8 protein-coding genes are annotated in these 18,986 nt (G+C 45.6%); all 8 read left to right on the top strand.

What is annotated here, in order from left to right; all coding sequences use genetic code 11:
* Nucleotides 1–78 precede the first annotated feature (78 nt).
* Nucleotides 79–4,215 (top strand): two-component regulator propeller domain-containing protein, encoded by a 4,137-nt coding sequence (locus GO493_RS11020; protein ID WP_198315683.1) that lies wholly within the window; start codon nucleotides 79–81, stop codon nucleotides 4,213–4,215.
* A gap of 293 nt (nucleotides 4,216–4,508) precedes the next feature.
* Nucleotides 4,509–7,646, top strand: coding sequence for a SusC/RagA family TonB-linked outer membrane protein (locus GO493_RS11015; protein ID WP_157306216.1), 3,138 nt, complete (start codon nucleotides 4,509–4,511; stop codon nucleotides 7,644–7,646).
* A 110-nt stretch (nucleotides 7,647–7,756) separates the two neighbouring features.
* Nucleotides 7,757–9,505: a RagB/SusD family nutrient uptake outer membrane protein gene (locus tag GO493_RS11010; protein WP_157306215.1), complete on the top strand. Its 1,749-nt coding sequence runs from the start codon at nucleotides 7,757–7,759 to the stop codon at nucleotides 9,503–9,505.
* 24 nt (nucleotides 9,506–9,529) lie between these two features.
* A complete protein-coding gene (locus GO493_RS11005) occupies nucleotides 9,530–12,589 on the top strand; it encodes a SusC/RagA family TonB-linked outer membrane protein (protein WP_157306214.1) in 3,060 nt (1,019 codons plus the stop codon).
* Nucleotides 12,590–12,604: 15 nt separating this feature from the next.
* The gene (locus GO493_RS11000; RefSeq protein WP_198315682.1) at nucleotides 12,605–14,416 is read left to right on the top strand and encodes a RagB/SusD family nutrient uptake outer membrane protein; all 1,812 of its coding nucleotides are present in this window, start codon (nucleotides 12,605–12,607) and stop codon (nucleotides 14,414–14,416) included.
* A gap of 86 nt (nucleotides 14,417–14,502) precedes the next feature.
* On the top strand, nucleotides 14,503–15,702 hold the full coding sequence (locus tag GO493_RS10995; protein ID WP_198315681.1) for a discoidin domain-containing protein: 1,200 nt from the start codon (nucleotides 14,503–14,505) through the stop codon (nucleotides 15,700–15,702).
* A gap of 214 nt (nucleotides 15,703–15,916) precedes the next feature.
* Entirely contained in the window at nucleotides 15,917–16,294 is a 378-nt protein-coding gene (locus tag GO493_RS10990) for a hypothetical protein (protein WP_157306211.1), read from the top strand.
* Between the two features lie 192 nt (nucleotides 16,295–16,486).
* A complete protein-coding gene (locus GO493_RS10985; protein ID WP_157306210.1) occupies nucleotides 16,487–18,862 on the top strand; it encodes a glycoside hydrolase family 95 protein in 2,376 nt (791 codons plus the stop codon).
* The last annotated feature ends 124 nt before the right edge of the window (nucleotides 18,863–18,986 follow it).

Here is an 18,986-nt window from a genome sequence, read left to right as displayed (position 1 = left end):
ATTATCCGGGCCTCTATTAATAGTATGTCAATAAGAAATAAATTTCTATTGTTTTTTTGCCTTGTTGGGTTATGTGCTGTGCGTTGTTTATCGCAGGCGCCGGTTGCTGTATCCAATATCAGCATATCTGAAGGGCTGTCAAGTTACTCGATCCGGGTTGTTTTCCAGGATCACCAGGGATTTATCTGGATAGGTACCAACGACGGCCTTAACCGCTTTGACGGAAAAAATGTTACCATTTACAGACATCAGTCAGGAGATAGCAGTTCTTTAACAGGTAACTGGATCAGCGGACTGGATCAGGACGCTCAGGGAAGAATATGGGTGGCCACACGTAATGGTATCTGCATCCTTAATAAACTTACAGGAATATTTAAACCTGCCCTGCTGGCTGCTGATAAACGTACTTTGGGATTGGCAACAGGCGTTGTTGCTATAGGTACGGATGTATTTGTGGCCACAGAAGCAGATGGGCTGATCGGTTTTTTAAATCAAAGCAGCCTTGGCTCCTGCATACCTATTGAAAGCTCCGGGAAAGATGGAGATAGTTATTATGTACAGTATATCGCTAAAGATAGCACTGGCAATCTCTGGGCCATGCTGCCGGGAAAAGGATTATTTGTATTGGACAAAAAAAAGAAATGCCTGGTATTGAAAGACCCCTCAGTTATAACAGGATGCCTTGAAGTGGAAGGCAACAAACTATGGATAGGAGATACAGTAGGGATCACAGCATATAATATAATTGAGGACAGGCTCCAAAGGTTGTATAGTAAGGCCGTTGTCAGCGGGGGAGGGGAACGTGTAATGGCTGTTAAGGCAGGCAAAGAAGGAAAATTGTGGTTTGCTACGAATAATCGCGGTCCGTTATTGTTGGATCCTGTATCAGGGAAAGTGAGTGCTGCAAACGTTACACAGCCGCTGGACAGAAAGAGTGAGTCCGTTATTTGCCTGGAGCGGGATATGGACGGAAGAATGTGGATGGGGACCTCCAGAGGGGGAATTTATCTTTTCGATCCGGGCAGGAATGATTTTCAGGTATATAGGCATGATCCTTCCCGCTCCAATACCATTGCTGACAATCTTGTTTATTCCATTAAGGAGGATGCTGACCGTGTATTATGGGTAGGGACGGACGGTTTTGGCCTGAGCAGATGGAACATGGGCCTGGGAAAAATTGACAATTTTTTTGCCCGGCCGGGTGAAAACGGCCACCTTGCTGGAAATTCTATCTGTGACATTGCCATAGATTTTCGCAAAGATGTTTGGCTCGCCAATTATCAAAACGGTGTTTCAAGATACGGTAAAGCAGACGGCAGGTTCCGTCAATATAAATGCCCAGGCCCTGTGTCCGGGAAACAGCACAGCGTATTCACCATTGCTGCCACATCAGATGGCGAGGTATGGGCGGGGACGTTGAAAAACCGGTCCGGTTCAGGAGCGTTGTATAAGTTCAATGCCCTGGCCAACCGCTTTGAGGTATTTGACACCACTTTATCTGACATGATGGTGCTGACGGAATTACCTGACGGCAGCTTCTGGGGAGGCGCTTTACATGAGGCTGTATTAATAGATAAGACAGGAAGCAGGCGGCACAGACGTTATGAAACAGGGGATATTGTAAGGTGCTTTACAGACGCCGGGCCTGGCAAGCTTTGGATAGGGACCGAAGGCGGAGGTCTGTTATTGCTGAATTTAACTACGGGGCATATTCTAAAGCGATACACTACAGCTAATGGTCTATGCAACGATGCGGTGCTGAATATATTAAAGGATGCCCGTGGCAGGTTATGGATCGGAACTAATAATGGATTGGCCTGCTTTTCGCCCGATAAAGGCCTGTTTGAGAATTATTACCTTGAAGATGGACTACCCGCCAACCAGTTTAGCTTTCACGCTGCATACCGGCTTTCTGATGGAAAAATGGCATTTGGTGGAGCAAAAGGATTAACGATCTTCGATCCTTTGAACATACATCCACCGGGCAGGCCACTGGCGCCTGTTTTAACTATGATAAAGGTAGCCGGCCAGCTCTTTCAGAAAAGCAGTGTTACGTGGAAGCTACATAACGACGGCAGCATTTCCAGGTTGGAGTTGCCATTTGCAAGCGCCAGCCTGACAATCGGTTATACAGTGCCGGAATTTACCTTTCCTGCTCAGCTGAGATACAGTTATTATTTGGAAGGATGGGACAAGACATGGAATGATGCGGGAGCGCAGCAAACTTTCACTTATTCAGGTTTGCGGGAGGGCAGTTACAGATTAAGATTGAAGGCCAGCACAGTCAATGGCCGGTGGGAGAAAGAAATGACGCCTTTGCTGATTACCATATGGCCACCCTGGTACCGCACATGGCTGGCTTACTCTCTCTATGCACTGGCCGTTCTATCATCCATTTTTTGGTATGTGTCCTATAAAATAAGACAGAGACGGCTGTTGTATGAAGTAAAGATAACAAAGCTGATAGCTGATACAGAAAGAGCAGAAAAGGAGAAGAGACAGGCGGAGCTGGAAAAGGAAAAAGCGGAACATGCTGCGGAAAAGGCGGAAAGAGAACAGGAACGCTTGTTGATGGAGAATGAACGTGCTACAAATGAAAGGCGAAAAGACTTTTTTACCAGCATCTCTCATGAGTTCCGTACACCACTTACCCTGATTGTAAATCCTGCCAGAACACTCCGTGAGAGTGATTGTTCAATTGAAGAACAGGAAAGTTTAAATACCATTTACTTTAATTCAAAACGCCTGCTCAGCCTCGTAGACCAACTATTATTGTTCAATAAGGCAGAAAGCGGGTTTGATGTCTTACAGGTAACAAAGCTGGACCTGGTAGCTGTCTGCCGGGAAGTATTCGGGTGCTTTTCCAACCAGGCAGTTGCAGGTAGCATTGATTTCATCATGGAATGCCCTTCTGCCGGATTACCGGTTTATGCAGACAAAATGAAACTGGAGATCATTTTATTTAATCTGCTATCCAACGCTATCAAATTTACGCCTTCCGGAGGGAAAGTGTTGTTCAGGGTGGAAGAGACAACTGACGATTTTCGGATAAGTGTCAGCGATACTGGAGATGGGATTTCTCCGGAACAAGCCGGTCAGTTGTTCAGGAAATTCGGACAGGCTGTACAAGGAGGCCGCCAACGAAAAGTTGGTTTTGGTGTTGGACTGTATCTGGCAAAATCTTTTGCTGAAGCACATAAAGGCAGTCTGGGATTTGATAGCCTGCCAGGAAAGGGAACTGATTTTCATCTTGTCCTTAAAAAGGGCAAGGCACATTTCGATGAAAGCGAAACAGTTGAGCATAATGGGGAAACGGAGAGCTGGGTGGCAGAGTTGTTTGGCCCGGAGGAAGCACCCCCCGGGTACGAATTAATGACCGAAGGAACCCAGTCTGTGGAAGAGCTTACATCTCCTAAACATACCGTCTTATTAATAGATGATGATAGCCATATGCTCGGGTACCTTAGTAATATTTTCAGTAACAAATACCAGGTCCAGGTTGCCGGGGATGGCAATAATGGACTGAAAATGGCCAGGACATATATGCCGGACCTGGTTCTTTCAGACATACATATGGCAGGAATGAGTGGGATAGATCTTTGTCACACCCTAAAGGAGACTCCCGATACCGCCCACATACCAGTAATCCTATTGACAGGAAGTATGTCGGATTCGTTACGGCTGGAAGGGATTGAAGGCGGTGCTGACGACTATATTACCAAGCCGTTTGACACATCTCTGCTATTGGCTAAGGTGACTAATATTATTAAAGCAAGAAAAGGGTTGCAGCAACATTTCCTGAATGAAGTAACCCTGCAGAACAACAATTTGAAAATATCAGAGGAATATCGCCTGTTTCTGGAAAAATGTATTGAGGTAGTCGGCAGGCACCTGAATGATGAGACATTTGCCATAAAAGATTTTGCAAAAGAGATGGGAATGAGCCATTCTTCCCTCTATAACCGTATCAAGGCAGTTTCCGGATTGTCTGTGAACGCTTTTATACGTTATCTGCGACTGCGTAAAGCTGCTGAAATGCTGCTGAAGACTGACATGAGAATTAATGAAGTTGCCTATAATACCGGGTTTAACTACCTGCATTATTTCAGAAAGTGTTTCCTTCAATTATTTGGTATGACCCCTTCCGAATATGCCAAAAAGTATAGGTCGCGGTTAAACGACAGTTATTCCATCAACAAAAAATCCTTCCGGTAGTTTTTCCGGATCTCATATTCCCATCCCGTGCCGCCAAAATGGAGGATAATAGGGAGATTTTCACCCCTAACTTGTAAAATGTGTCCCTTTTTTAAGAATCTGTGTATCCTGTAACCTTGTTTTAATGACCAATATTGTGAGCCCGGTTTTCAAAAACCGGTGTAATCAGGATTGCTGCCATGAGGAGAAGTTTCCCTTTTTCGAAAATCTTCGATCTATTGAGCAGGACATATATAATAGGGATGATGTATTCCCGGCTAACGACCAGATCTATCTAAGAATAAATACCCGTTATGAAAAAAACTTCCTGTAATGCGAAGCATTCAACCAACTATTTATTGTCGTTAAAGGTAGAGGGCTCAGACTATATCAAATCCGGGATAGCGAGCTTACTGCTGATTTTGTTACCATTGTTGCAGGTTTGGGGACAAGTGAATTTGATAAAAGGTGTTGTAAGGGACAATACAGGTAAACCTTTTCCTGCTGTCTCTGTAAAGGTCTTAGGAAGAGGTCCCGTGGTGAAGACAGATAACGTAGGCAGTTTTTCTCTGATGGCTGCTGCTGGTGATCGTTTAAGGTTTTCAGCACCAGGTTTTTATGTATGCGAGAGAGTTATACATGGACGTGAAGTGCAGGTGCAGCTTTTTCCCAGGTTCCTTTTCTTACCCCAGGATAAGCCGGTAGCAGACAGCCTGTTTGAAAATAGTGAGAGGGTGGTAGAGGTATTACACGGTGCGCAAAGAGAAGAACAGGTCATTCAGTCCATAGGCAGGGTGAAAAATAGCCAACTGATGACTACTCCTGCTGCTCAGCTTCTCCAGGCGTTGCCTGGAAGGATCGCAGGCCTGCAGGTTACGTTCAGCAACGGTATGCCCGGATTGGATGGTGCTGGTGCAGGCTTTAACATCCGGGGCTCAACGGCGCAGACAGTGCTCATTGATGGTGTTGAACGTGGTTATACCTCTATAGATCCCGATCAGATTGAATCCATCACTGTTCTGAAGGATGCCCTTTCAACAGTGATGTTTGGCCAGCGCTCTTCTAATGGTATTATTGCTATCACTACAAGGAAAGGGGACATTGGATCTCCGAGGATCTCTGTTACTGCCAATGCTGGTATCAGTACACCTACTGCTTTACCCAAACCATTGCAGGCCTGGCAATATGCCACATTGTTCAACGAGGCAAGGCAGAATGATGCTGCCCCTGGTACTACTGTAACTCCCCTTTATAGTGCTGAGGCAATAGAAGCCTATAAGACAGGGACCAATCCCTATACCTATCCAAATGTAGACTGGTACAAGACAGTACTTCGGAAGAATTCTTCTTTTAACCGTTATAATGTTAATATGCAGGGCAGCGGGAGGGGCTTCCGTTATTTCGTTGATGTGGACTACCTGAAAGAGGGTGGATTGCTGAAAACTGCAGATACTAATGTATATAACACAAATGTACAGCTGGACCGTTTTATTGTACGATCAAATGTAGGAGTAGATGTAACAAAGACCACCCTTATGCAGCTCAACCTGTTTGGACGTATGCAGCGTATCAATCAGCCTGGCGGGGGTACATCGGCCATCTTCAGTGCTTTGGCAAATACTCCGGCCAATGCTTATCCCGTTCTGAATCCGGATGGCTCCCTGGGAGGCACCAGCCAGTATGGTCAGAACGTGAGTATTTACGGCCAGGCTGTTTACCGCGGATATCAATACCAGGATGGACGGGATATGGCCGTAGACCTGCAACTAAAACAGTTGCTTGATTTTGTAGTGCCCGGGTTGTATGTACGGGTACAAGGCTCCTACAATAATTCATCCACCTATACTACTGCCAGGGCCAAGGATTTTGCCGTTTTTCAGTATGACCCCGGTCTGCATAGTTATACCCAGTATGGCAAGTTTAGTGAGCAATCTACTTCCGGTACACCCAATGATCGTTACCGGGTTACCTACCTGGAAGCTGCCGCAGGTTATGAACGGGTGATCGGCAAACATCAGGCGGGAATATTGGTGCTGGCAGATCAGCAAAGTAATCTTGTATATAATACTGGTAATCTGCCGCAGAACTATACCGATTTTGCCGCCCGGTTTACCTATAACTGGGACAATAGATACCTGCTGGAAGCAGCTGGCAGTCATGCCGGGTTCAATTATTTTGCACCGCCTGAACGTTGGTCTGATTTCTGGGCCATGGGGCTTGCATGGAATGCTCATAATGAAAAACTCATCCAGGCGCTTGGTTGGATAAGCCGGCTTAAACTAAGAGGTTCTTACGGTCTTACCGGCTTTGCCAAAAGTGGATATTATACCTATATCCAGACCTATTGGACCCCTAACACAAACATCAACAACAATGATGCGTATTATTTCGGTCAGGGAGGCGGTATAGTAAGGAGCACCGGTGAAAATGGGCTGGCAAATCCGGACTTGGGGCCTGAGAAGGCGTATAAATTGAACCTCGCTCTGGACCTCGGCCTCTTTAACAGTAGGTTGTTGTTTACCGGCGAATATTTCAGGAACCGCTTTTTTGACCTGGTAGGTGTACCGGGCAGGACCTCAGCATTGCTCGGTACTGCTTTCCCTGTCAGAAACCTGCAGCGGTTCAATTATTGGGGCACCGATCTTTCGCTCACCTGGCAGGATCATGTAAAGAACTTTAACTATTTCTTCTCCGGTAATTTTTCTCTGGTGCAGTCAAAGGTGATCTTCAACGATGAAGTGCCAAGACCCTATGATTACCAGATGGGTACTGGAAAACAGGTAGGGCTGCAGTATGGTTACATTGCCACAGGGCTTTTTCAGAACTACGAAGAGATCAATGACCCCAATACAGCTGTACTGGCATCAACTCCGAGATCAAGTCTGCGACCGGGAGATATACGCTATCTTGACCGCAATGGGGATGGTGTAATTGATAATGATGATAACGGAGCCATTGGAAACGGCAAACCGGTGATCTACTTCGGTGCCACTGCTGGTTTCAGTTACAAAGGCTTTGATCTTAGTCTGCTGGTGCAGGGCTCCGTTAACAGGGTTTCTTACCTGGGAAGCGATTTTTTCTACGGTTTTGCCAACAATGGGCTCAACAATGCCTACAAGTATAATATGGACCGTTGGACGCCTGAAACAGCGTCTGCGGCTACTCAGCCACGCCTATGGATCGGCTCCAATGTAAACAACCAGCAAACTTCCACCTTCTGGATACGCAGTTCCGACTTCATCCGGCTGAAAAGTGCGGAGATAGGATACTCATTCCCGCCTGTTATTACCCGGAAAATTGGCTTCCCTTCCATACGCTTCTTTGCTAATGGACTTAACCTGCTTACCTGGTCAGAACTGTTCCGTATCAGGGATGATGTAGATCCTGAGGCATGGGGTGGCGCATACCCTATTATGAGGGTTGTGAATTTTGGCGTCAATGCAAAATTCTGACAGTACGGATAGTACTTTTATTAAACCTCCTTTAGACAGCCAGACTATTCTTGGAAAAGGTTCAAACTAATATTCTTCTACAGTACGTGATCAAAAAAATAATAAACGTTATGATAAAACGAAAAGCATGGGCCTGCCTGCTGCTGTTGGTAGCTGTGATATCGTGCAGAAAGAGTTTCGAAGATCGTCCACTGAATTTCGTCTCAGAACAATATATATGGGATGAGACAGATGTAACGGGCAATTTCGCACAGCAATGGGTACATAAAATATACTCCCAATTGCCTACTGGCTGGTCGAGGATAAATGGCTTACCCCTGGAATGTGCGTCAGATGACGCAGTTCCCAGCAATCCCGGCAACGCTACCTGGAATATGATCAACAGTGGCTATGATCCCCTGAATACTTTCGATAATAACTGGGGTAGCGCTTATTCTGCTATCAGGAGAGTAAATATTTTCCTGAAAAACTATCGTAGAGTGCCCTGGATTGATTCCCTCTTACCCAAATGGCTGGGAGCGGAAGTGCGGGTGATGAGGGCATACTTTTATTATGATCTGATGAAACGTTATGGAGGTATACCCTTGTTGGATAATCAGGTATTCGAAGCTGACGATCCGGCTCTTTTTAGTCAGCGCCGAAGCAGCTTTGAAAGTTGTGTACAATATGTGGTGAATGAACTGGATGCCGTGAGGGACAGCCTGCGCCCCGATGAAACGCTGGCTAATCGCGGCAGCGGCAATGGAAATGGAGAAGGTTCTGATGGGGGAGCAGGCAGGATCCGTAAAAGTATCGCACTGGCTATCAAAGCCAAAGTCCTGCTGTTGGCGGCAAGCCCATTGTTCAATCCATCCTCAACACCAGCGCTTGATTATACAGGATATGCGGAAGGAAACACGGAACGCTGGAAAGCTGCTGCAGATGCTGCCAGGGAAGTAATGGACCTGAACCTGTTTGCACTGGAAAATAACCGTTACCTGCTTAATTATACAAGGGTAAATAAGGAATTTATATTTACGCGGTACGGAGCCAGCTATCAATCTGAATGGGGCTACAGGATGAGTCCTGTAGGTTATAACAGTATTAATAACCGGGCCTGTGAGGGGCAGGTGAGCCCTACACAGGAACTGGTGGATGCCTTCCCCATGAAGAACGGCTTGCCTATTACCGATCCGACATCCGGTTACGATCCCGCAAAGCCTTACAACAATCGCGATCCCCGGTTGGATCAGACTGTTTTTTATGATGGCGCTACCTGGTTGAAACGGAAAGTAGAAATATTTGAAGGGGGACGGGATAAACCCAATTCAGCAGCAGTTGCCAACGGTATACAAACACAGACAGGATATTACCTGAAAAAAGGTCTGGCCAATGATGCCAGTAATGCAGGTTTTACCACTGTAATGTTCCATCCATCAGTTACTTCTACGTTCTGTCTTATTCGTTACGCCGACATATTACTTATGTACGCTGAGGCACAGAATGAATACGGAGGACCTGATGCTTCTGTATACAGTGCAGTAGAAGCAGTCAGAAAGAGAGCCGGTCTCTCTCCTTTTACCTTGCCTGCCGGTCTGTCAAAAGATGCAATGCGCGAGGTGATCAGGAATGAACGACGGGTGGAATTCGCCTTTGAGGAACAACGGTATTTCGATATCCGGCGTTGGAAGATTGCCAAACAGGTATATGGAGTGCCATTACATGGAGTGTCCATTATAAAGAATACTGACGGATCACTCAGTTACTCCAGGAAGACTGTTGCCTCTCCTTATTTCAATGAGGCTTCTATGTATCTCTACCCTGTAGACAACAAGGAGATATTGGTAAACTCATCCATGCAGCAGAACCCTAATTACTAATTGAATGACATTAAAATGATATTTATGAGAAGAATATCCTTGCTTTTGTTCCTTATTCTTCTGCCTGTGGGAGTTATCGCCCAACAGCTCATAAAAGCGAGAGTGCTTAATAATAAGAAAGAACCGGTAGCCGGAGCCTCAGTCAGTGAGATGGGAAACTCCAGGAATGGGATTGCGACGGACGAATATGGCTATTTTCAACTTAGGTTATCTACCCCCAACGCAAAGCTTGTTATTACTGCTGTAGGTTATCTTCCCAATACAGTAGCGCCTGTGAACGGACAGGTTATCACACTTTCTGAAGAAGCGAAGGATCTGGGAGAAGTCCTCGTGGTAGCCTACGGCCGCCAGAACAGGATCACTAATACGGGAGCTGTAAGTACAGTCAAAGCGGCAGAGGTAAAATCTATACCCACTTCCAGCATCCAGAATACGCTGGTAGGAAGGTTACCCGGTTTTTTCTCCCAGCAAAGGAGTGGACAGCCGGGATCTGATGCAGCAGAGTTTTTCATCCGTGGGGTGAACTCGCTGAGTAATGACAACAGACCGCTGATCATTGTGGATGACATCGAATATACCTATGAGCAGCTGGCCCAGATAAATGTAAATGAGATAGCAAGTGTGACCATTCTGAAAGATGCAGCCACCACAGCCGTTTATGGTATCAGGGGAGCCAATGGTGTATTAGTGGTGACTACTAACAGGGGGGCGGAGGGGAAACCGCAGATAAATGTGACCGCAGAATATGGTATGAACCGTATTATCAGGTTGCCGACCTATCTTGGCTCCTATCAGACTGCCTTGTTGATGAACGAGGCCACACTGAATGACGCCTACGGCCAATCCATTACTCCTGCATTGCCCTGGACAGAAGAAGATTTGCGTAAGTTCAGGGATGGCTCCGATCCTTACGGACATCCGAATGTGAACTGGCAGCGCGTATTGTTGAATAAGACCACTTTCCAGAGCCGTTACAATGTTGATGTTACAGGAGGTAACCGGTTGGTGAAGTACTTTACCTCACTGGGGTATTACAGCCAGAATGGTATCCTGAAACAATTCGCTCCGACACTGCCGGGCGACGATGTGAACAATAACTACTATTACCGGCGTTTCAATTTTCGTTCAAATCTCGATATAACACCAACGAATACACTCAAAATACGGTTTGATATCAATGGCCGGTTTGAAACGGTGAACAATCCCGGTGGCGTTCAGGATGCAGGAGGTTTGTTTAAGGAGTTACAGGCCTTCCGGGCATTCGCTCCTTTTGTAATGCCTTTGCGCAATCCTGACGGTTCTTATGGATATGCCAATCAAACGTGGGGAAATGGCTATGCTAACCCTATCACCAGGTTGGCTAATGGTGGCTATATCCGCAACTTTAAGAATAACTTCAACATCGTAATAGGAGCCGATCAAAAGCTGGATTTTATCACAAACGGGCTTTCTGCAAAATTTAATGTATCGTATGCTACCAATATTAACGAAAACAGGAATTTAACAAGGGATCTTGGTTCCCTGCCTGTATTTTATTATAATCCCGAAAACAATACATATACACCCAGGAATGCAAGTAATTACAAAATGCCTGCTTATATACTATCTACAGGTAGCGGGGCTTTCAATAACCGGCTGATTACCCAGCTATCAGTTAACTACAGCCGGAGCTTTGGTGTACATAATATCTATGGACTGGCACTGCTCAACCAGAACAGTTATGCAGATGGTGGTAATATCCCCACTAATTTCAGGGGGCTCACCGGTAGAATAGGATATGATTTTAACAGGAAATACCTGCTGGAGTTTAATATAGCCCGTAATGGATCAGACAAGTTCGTTAAACGGTATGGTTGGTTCCCGGCACTGTCTGCTGGATGGAATATCAGCGGAGAGCAGTTTTTTAAAGACCTGTTTCCCTTTGTTGACCTGCTCAAGGTCAGAGGTTCTTATGGCCTGGTGGGCAGCGATGTAAATGCCCCCACCGTTATCAGTACCGAAATTCAGTACAGTTTACCCACAGGTCCTTTTGGCGCCGGCGCTACTGAAGGAGCATTGGTAAACCCTAATGTAACCTGGGAGAAGGAGCGAAAGACCAATGTTGGTGTTGATCTGAACTTGTGGAAGAGTAAGTTATCATTAACCGCCGATTACTTTTATAACTATCGTTACGATCAGTTGATTTCACAGGGAGATGTACCAGTCCTGATTGGGCAAACCCTGCCTTCAAAGAATATCGGCATTACAGAAAACAGGGGTTTTGACGGAATACTCACTTACCAGGACCAGGTTGGAGAGGTTGACTTTTCAATCGGCGCTAACGTATCGTATGCCAAGAACAGGATAATATATATCAGTGAAGCGCCCGATTATCCTCACCAGGCAAGGACCGGAAGAGCGATCGGGCAGACGACGCTGGGATATGTAAATCGTAGATTTTACCAACCGGAAGAGTTTGATGTGAACGGTAAGATAAAAGAGGGTATAGCCAAACCATTGTGGAGTACATTACAGCCTGGTGATCTGAAGTATGCTGACCTGAATGGTGATGGAGTGATCACTACGGCTGACATGACTTATCTGTCCAAACCCAATCTGCCTACAACTACCTACGGCATCAATCTTACCATGAACTATAAGGGGCTATATCTGCGTGCTCTGTTACAGGGGGCATTCGGATATGCTGTTCAGATCAATGCAGAAGGGGCCGATGCCTTCAACAGTAATCTGCGTCCCTGGCACCTGGAACGATGGACGCCTGAAACGGCAGCGACTGCTACCTATCCACGCATAGGCCGTAACACCAACATTAATAACATATCCTGGCAAACCGTGTCTGACTTCTGGTTTGTAGATGCCAGCTATATGAGGCTTAAGTCGGTGGAATTGGGATACCAGGTACCTGGAAAGTTTATGCGGAAAAGCTCATTTATAAAAAATACCCGGATATATGCTGCTGGCTATAACCTGGCAACGTTCCGCAAATTAGGTCGGTTTGATGTTGATCCGGAGATCGCTTCGGGCCAGGGACAGGCCTATCCCATGATGGCCAACTATATATTAGGAATACAATTGGGAATGTAGTTAAATGATATGACTATGAGACTTAAATACAATGGAATGACCAGGCTGCAGAAAATTGTGCCGGTATTAATTGTACTGGCTGTATCAACACTGGCAACGGGCTGCAGGAAAGACTTCCTGGACAGGGAGAAACTTTCGGTCCTCAATGAAGAAGCAATATTCAGCGATAGCGTATATGCAATTCAATATGTTAATACCCGTTATTCCAATCTTACCTATTCGTGGGATCCCAACCGTTTTGGATCAGGAGGATTGGAATGCGCTATAGATGAGGCGGAGTCTGCTCTCGCTCCAACCGGCCTGCAGAACATTATTTCCGGAGGAGCGCTCAACCCCAGTAATACAGACAAGAATATCTGGTCTACGACCTATGCGCAGGTCAGAGCTATCAATATTTTCCTCAGGAACAGACCTGTCATTCCGCTTTCAGTTGAGAATAAAATGCGATGCGAGGGACAGTTGAGATTTTTGAGAGCCTGGTATTATTTCACAATGCTGAAACATTTTGGTGGTTTCCCGATTGTTGGCGATACGGTGTTCAATGAGACAGACAAGATTGATGTACCCCGGAGTTCTTATGAAGAATGCGTGAACTACATCGCTGCAGAATGTGATAAAGCTGCTGGAATGCTTCCGCTCAGCTATCCCAATACTACCTTCCCTGGTGAAGAGTACGGCAGGGTTACAAAGGGGGCTGCACTGGCTCTCAAGGCAAGAGCATTGTTGTATGCCGCCAGTCCGCTTACCAACACGCAGAGGGCTGATGATCCTGACCACCTTGTATCTTATGGGAATACGGATCCTGATCGCTGGAGGATAGCCGCAGAGGCTAACAAGGCGGTGATTGATATGAATGCGTATAGTCTTTACAGAGGTTCCACACCATTCTTTTATAACCTGTTCCTTGTATACCAGCCTAATGATGCCTTGCCTGAGCAGATATTTGCTTATCAAACCCCATCATCGGAAAGGAATAGTATGTTACGGGAAACAATTATGAACCCGCCCAGTCGTGGCACCCGGTATATAGGAACTGTAAGCGTATTTCCATTACAGGAGTTAGTAGATGCTTTTGGCATGAAAAACGGACTTCCTATTACTGACCCTGCATCAGGATATTCCGGGATAGGAGATGATATGTACAAAAACCGGGACCCTCGTTTTTATTATACCGTCACGTTTAACGGCGCATTACGGGCTTTTAGCGGCTTTTCTGGTGATCAGCCTGTACGTACATACACCGGCGTTATACCAGCGGGTAATGCAAATGAAACCAGTGCTAACCTGGATGGTATCTATAAGAACAATGCAACGCGTACCGGCTACTATTGCTATAAAATGCTTAGCAATACAGTAATAGGAGGTGGTAGCCTGCTGATGCGTCCGGGTATTCTTATTCGTTATGCCGAGATATTGCTCAATGCAGCTGAGGCTTACAATGAAGCCTATGGTCCTTCTGAACAGATAATCGGGTGGCTGAAGGATATCCGTAACAGAGCTGGGATAGAACCTGGCGTCGATAATATGTACGGTATCAGGGCGGGTATGAATAAGGAGGAAATGCGGGCTTTTATACAGGCGGAGCGCAGAGTAGAGCTGGCTTTTGAAGAACATCGCTTCTGGGATGTGCGCCGATGGAAGATCGCGTCGGAGACAGAGAACCGGGATATGCACGGCATGGAGATCACAAGGGCCGCTAATGGTGTCTTCAGCTACCGGCTGATAGTTGTTCGCAGCCACGTGTTCAGGGATGAGATGTATTTCTTTCCTGTTCCGCAAACTGAGTTGACAAAGTCCCCTTCACTGAAGCAGAATCCCGGTTATTGATCAGTAATTGTCTTTTGCAGGCCTTTCATCCTGTTCCCCATAACATTTTGCCAGAGAAAATTAATCATGAAATGAAAATCTTTTTGATGAAAATAAGATCAGTAAAAAGAATAGTTACCTGGCTATATATGCCATTGTTGTTGGTTGCCTGCACAAAAGGAGGCGACCTCACTAGCAGTAACTCCTGTGTTTATCTCTTAAGTGGAGATGGAGATGCAGCACAATTAGTGCCGGCTCTTGCTCATAAAGGTACTGCTGTTTTTTCAGGCTGGCTGGATGAAGATGTAAGGACCGTAACAGCTACCGTAAGCTGGAAGGATCTTTGGGAGACCAACGTGACAGATACCATAAAAAGCATCCAGGTGTGGGGGCCTGCTGGTGCTGGTACCAACGGGCAGCTGCTCACCTCCTCAGCACTGCAAAGCACAAATGCAACAGGCAGCTATACCTTTAGTCTGTCTGGTAAGAACGAACTGGGTAAAAAAGGAATTATCGGGCTGACTGAGAGTAATTGTTACTATCTGATTTCTACCTCACTTAACCCCGGCGGCATAGTGCGAGGGCAGATTAATGCGGAGTTGCAGGATACTTCGGGACCTGCATCTAATCTTTCAAAAAGCATAGTATTTAATCCTGGTAATAAAACGACCCTGAAAGTAGGAGATACCACCAGTATAAGAGCCATTGTATTACCCATGTATACCACCAGCAAAACTATCAACTGGTCATCTTCAAACCCGGCCGTAGTCAGTATTGATGCTACCGGATGGATTGAGGCCAGAGGAAAAGGACTGGCCACCGTTACCGCTACAGCTGCAGATGGCACCGGTGTAAAAGCAGACCTGCTTATCAATGTTGATATGCAGTTGAAACCTCTTGACCGTACGGGATGGACGGTAACCGTTTCCAGTGAAAAGGCAAGCGATGGCGGTGGTAAGGATGCTATCCTGGACGGTAATTTCAATAGTTGGTGGCATAGTATGTGGGGACCTGATGCCCCTTTACCCCATTGGTTGCTGGTAGATATGCAAAATGAGAAAGAAGTAGCATTTGTACAGGTTTACAGGCGTTCTGCAAATCAGGATACCAAAACAGTGATGCTCGAATTAAGCAGTGATGGTGTTAACTTCAGAACGATGGGTGCGCTGTCTGATTTTGACGCAAACAGTTCCGCGTCACTTGCTTTCTTTCCTGCCAGTACAAGGTATGTAAGGCTCACCATAACTGCCAGCAACAGACCTCCTTTTGCCAATATAACAGAGTTAAATGTTGGGGCTTATCAATAAACTCATCACATAGATTTTTACATCATTAAAATAGAAGAAAGTATGATCCTTAAGCAAATATTCCTGCTGGTTATATGTTGGATATTTACCTGGAATATTGTTATCGCACAGTCTGTGATCAACCTTTCAGCTCAATATCCAGTACCGGATTACCAGGTCAGACTGGTCCGCCTTTAATCAGGTTAATGTTCATTCCTTCCCGTCCTGCTCCGGTATGCAGGAAAATGAGAATATTACAGTATACTATAAAGGGCATCTGATCTTCGGAGAAGAACCGCCAGCAGACGGGTTATTGATGCGGGAAAGCGCTCATGCCCTGCAGGAAACCAAGGCAGACGTTGTATATGATGAACTGCAAATCAGCCCTAATCCATGGAGGAATGGTAATCTTACCTTACACATGCCCTATTCACTGACAGGTAAGATTGTATCAGTACGGATTATTAATGCTGCTGGCGTGAACGTTTATCAGACCAGGGCTGTTAACATTAACAGAGTGGTAAAACTTCAAATAAACAAACAACTTGTGGCCGGTATCTGTTTTTTACAGGTGAATGATCTGCCGGCGGGAAAACTGGTCATTGCACGCTAATAGAGGTATGTCTGAATTGAAATATTCAGGAGAATGAAAATGTTAATCAGTAGTAAACTGAAGAAAAGAATTGCAGTTAAGGCTTTGGTTAATTAAATCTGTAAAGGTCTCAATAGAATCACAATAAATGTCTGGTCAGACAAACAGTAAAATGAATGTTTTTGACAAGACAGAATATTTAACCAACCATTTATGAAGAAACATGTTCTTGTTGCTTTTTGTGCACTTATCTTCCTTAGGCCGGATTTTGCCCGGGGACAGACGAAAGCTGCATCCTCTTTGTCTTATTACTTTAATAGCCCTGCTTCCCGGTGGACAGAGGCAATTCCCATCGGTAATGGCCGGCTGGGAGGAATGGTTTCCGGAGGCATTGGACAGGAAAAAATAGAGACGAATGATGATACTTTCTGGTCCGGCGAACCCCGTGATCTGCAAAAGCCTGGCACCTACCGATACCTTGATGAAATAAGAAAGCTGATACGCGAGGGGAAAAATGCCGAAGCCGGACAATTGATCAATAAGCATATGCTGGGACCATGGAATCAAAGTTATATGCCGCTGGTTGACATCCTGCTTACAATGGGAGATAGCACGGCAACAGATTACAGGCGGGAATTGGATCTGTCCAGAGGAATTGTTACTATCTCTTACCGGCAGGCAGGCGTAAATTATAAGAGAGAAATTTTTTCCTCTTACCCGGATCAGACCATTGTTATTCGGATTTCAGCAGATAAAAAGAAGTCGGTCAATATAATAGCCGAACTAAAAAGCAAAATTAAAAACAATGTTATTGCCCAAAAGGATCAGTTAATCATCAGTGGTCAGGCTCCCAAACATGTTGAGCCAAATTATCAGGGTGTTCACGCTCCTGTTTATGAAGAAGGGCATGGCATGCGTTTCGAGGGTAGATTGATGATCAAAGAAACAGATGGCGAAATAATGACCGGAGGAGATAAGCTGGAGCTGAGAAATGCGTCGGCCGTTACCTTCATTTTCGTAGCGGCAACCAGCTACAACGGCTTTGATAAAGATCCCTTTAAGGAAGGGAAAGACGAAAGGAAGTTATGTGAGGCTTATCTGTCCGGACTGAATGGCAAAAACTTCCGGGAGCTGTACAAGAGACATGTAGATGACTATACACAGTTATTTGGCAGGGTAACTATTGATCTGGGTATCAATTCTGATGCAGCATTGCCTGTTGATCAGAGGATCAGGAACTATAGGAACGGATCGGATCCTGCTTTAACGGCGCTGTATTTCCAGTTTGGACGTTATCTGTTAATCTCATCTTCCCGTCCGGGTTCCCAACCTGCTAATCTGCAGGGAATATGGAATGATTTATTGCAGCCGGCCTGGAGCGCCAATTGGACATTGAACTGTAATGCCCAGATCAATTACTGGCCGGTAGAAGTGGCTAATCTGTCCGAATGCCATCTGCCGTTAATGGATTTAATACGTGAAGCAACAGTAGACGGCAGCAAAACTGCAAAGAACTTATATAATGCCCGTGGTTGGGTGGCACATCATAATATCGATATCTGGAGAACCACCTGGCCTGTGGGTGGAAATGGCCTATGGGCTATATACCAGGTAGGTGGAGCATGGCTGTGCCAGCATATCTGGGAGCATTACCTGTTCACGCAGGATAAGGCTTTTTTGAATGAGTATTATCCTGTTCTTGAGGAGGCAACCCGCTTCTACCTTGATAATTTACAGGAGGACAATAACGGAAACCTTGTCACTAATCCTGCAGTTTCTTTTGAGAATAATTATAAGAAACCTAATGGTGAAAAAGGCTGGGCATGTATGGGTGCATCGCAGGACATGCAGATTATTCGTTCTCTGTTCCAGCATACTATGGAGGCTGTGGATATACTTGGCAAAGATCAGGCTTTTAAAGCCGGGGTCTTACATGTTTACAATCGCTTAGCCCCTATGAAGATAAGTCCTGTTACCGGACAGTTACAGGAATGGAATGACGATTGGTACCCTGAGAACCCTCATAATGATCAGGTAGCTCAAGGCTGGGGGTTAGTGGCCGGCGATTTAATACATGTAAGGAAGACACCGGAACTTGCCAGGGCATTTCGTAAAACAGTGGAAGCCCGCCGACCGGGTTACGGCGCCAACAGCGGCAGCTGGACAGGTGCTTTTGCCGCCAGCTTCTGGGCAGGATTAGAGGAGGCCGATAGTGTTCAGATGATCATAGACAGACATTTCGACCTTGCTCTGTTCCCCAATCTAACCTGCAATTTTACTGGTTTCTGGCAGATTGACGGCAATTTGGGTATTACTGCAGCTATAGCTGCCATGTTATTGCAAAGCCAGGGAGGAGAAATCTCCATTTTACCGGCATTGCCTTCAAAATATGCTGCCGGTTATGTCAAAGGTCTTAAAGCAAGAGGAGGATTTGAGGTCGACATATACTGGAAGAAAGGAGTGCTGCTGAAAACTGTTATCAGATCTGCAACAGGTGGAAACATTCCTGTAAGGTACAGAGATAAAGTAAAGGAAATACATGTAAAACCTTCAGGAGAAGTAACACTTAAATTGACTGATTTTTCATAATAACATTCATTCAGATCGGTAAATGAACAACATGTTGACAGGGAAAAATATTGTTTTGTTTTGGTTGTGTTACCTCATTAACAGGCATTGCACAGTCATTTAAAGAGGAACGTTTGATCTTAGC

The organism is Chitinophaga tropicalis, from assembly GCF_009758205.1.
GTDB lineage: Bacteria > Bacteroidota > Bacteroidia > Chitinophagales > Chitinophagaceae > Chitinophaga > Chitinophaga tropicalis.
The sequence above is the reverse complement of the archived record's forward strand: the minus strand, read 5'-3'. Positions and strand labels throughout refer to the sequence as shown.